Below are 1,108 nucleotides of genomic sequence, written 5' to 3'. Positions count from 1 at the left end.
CATGAGCAACGTTATTCCCAAGCCCTCTGTTCCGGCGCCGGACATTGTCCGCTGCGCCTACATGGAACTGGTGGTCACTGACCTGGCCGCTTCGCGCGAGTTCTATGTGGACCTTTTGGGCCTGCATGTGACCGAAGAGGACGAGAACGCGATTTACCTGCGGTCGTTCGAGGAATTCATCCACCACAACCTGGTGCTGCGCAAGGGTCCGGTCGCCGCCGTGGCCGCTTTCTCCTACCGTGTCCGCACCCCGGAGGACGTGGACGCGGCCGAGGCCTATTACCGGGAGCTGGGCTGCCGCACCGAGCGGCGCCGGGACGGCTTCGTCAAGGGCATCGGCGACTCGGTGCGCGTGGAGGACCCGCTGGGCTTCCCGTACGAGTTCTTCTACGAGGTCGAGCACGTGGAGCGCCTGCACATGCGCTATGACCTCTACTCCGCCGGGGAACTGGTGCGCCTGGACCACTTCAACCAGGTCACCCCGGATGTTCCGCGCGGGCGGAAGTACCTGGAGGATTTGGGTTTCCGTGTCTCCGAGGACATCAAGGACTCCGAGGGCACCACCTACGCGGCCTGGATGCACCGCAAGCAGACCGTGCACGACACCGCCCTGACCGGCGGCAACGGACCGCGCATGCACCACGTGGCCTTCTCCACCCACGAGAAGCACAACATCATCCAGATCTGCGACAAGATGGGCGCCCTGCGCATCTCCGACCGGATCGAGCGCGGCCCCGGCCGGCACGGGGTCTCCAACGCGTTCTACCTCTACATCCTGGACCCGGACGGGCACCGCGTCGAGATCTACACCCAGGACTACTACACCGGGGACCCGGACAACCCCACCATCACCTGGGACGTGCACGATAACCAGCGCCGCGACTGGTGGGGCAACCCGGTGGTCCCGTCCTGGTACACCGAGGCCTCCCTGGTGCTGGACCTGGACGGGAACCCGCAGCCGGTCATCGAGCGCACCGACGCGTCCGAACTGGAAGTGACCATCGGCGCGGACGGCTTCTCCTACACCCGCCCCGGAGACGAGAACGGCGCCTACCACGGCATGGCCTCGAAGGGCTTCAAGCTCGGCACCCAGGTCTAGCCAGGACCA

1 protein-coding gene is annotated in these 1,108 nt (G+C 65.8%); it reads left to right on the top strand.

What is annotated here, in order from left to right; translation table 11 throughout:
* Nucleotide 1: 1 nt before the first annotated feature.
* Nucleotides 2-1,099 (top strand): 3,4-dihydroxyphenylacetate 2,3-dioxygenase, encoded by a 1,098-nt coding sequence (hpaD, locus tag NCCP_RS14795; RefSeq protein ID WP_149958050.1) that lies wholly within the window; start codon nucleotides 2-4, stop codon nucleotides 1,097-1,099.
* The last annotated feature ends 9 nt before the right edge of the window (nucleotides 1,100-1,108 follow it).

Source organism: Zafaria cholistanensis, assembly GCF_008580665.1.
GTDB lineage: Bacteria > Actinomycetota > Actinomycetes > Actinomycetales > Micrococcaceae > Zafaria > Zafaria cholistanensis.
The sequence above is the reverse complement of the archived record's forward strand: the minus strand, read 5'-3'. Positions and strand labels throughout refer to the sequence as shown.

Bases quoted from the DNA above. Each gene is read 5' to 3' on its own strand.
- hpaD (WP_149958050.1), top strand. From the start codon at position 2: ATGAGCAACGTTATTCCCAAGCCCTCTGTTCCGGCGCCGGACATTGTC.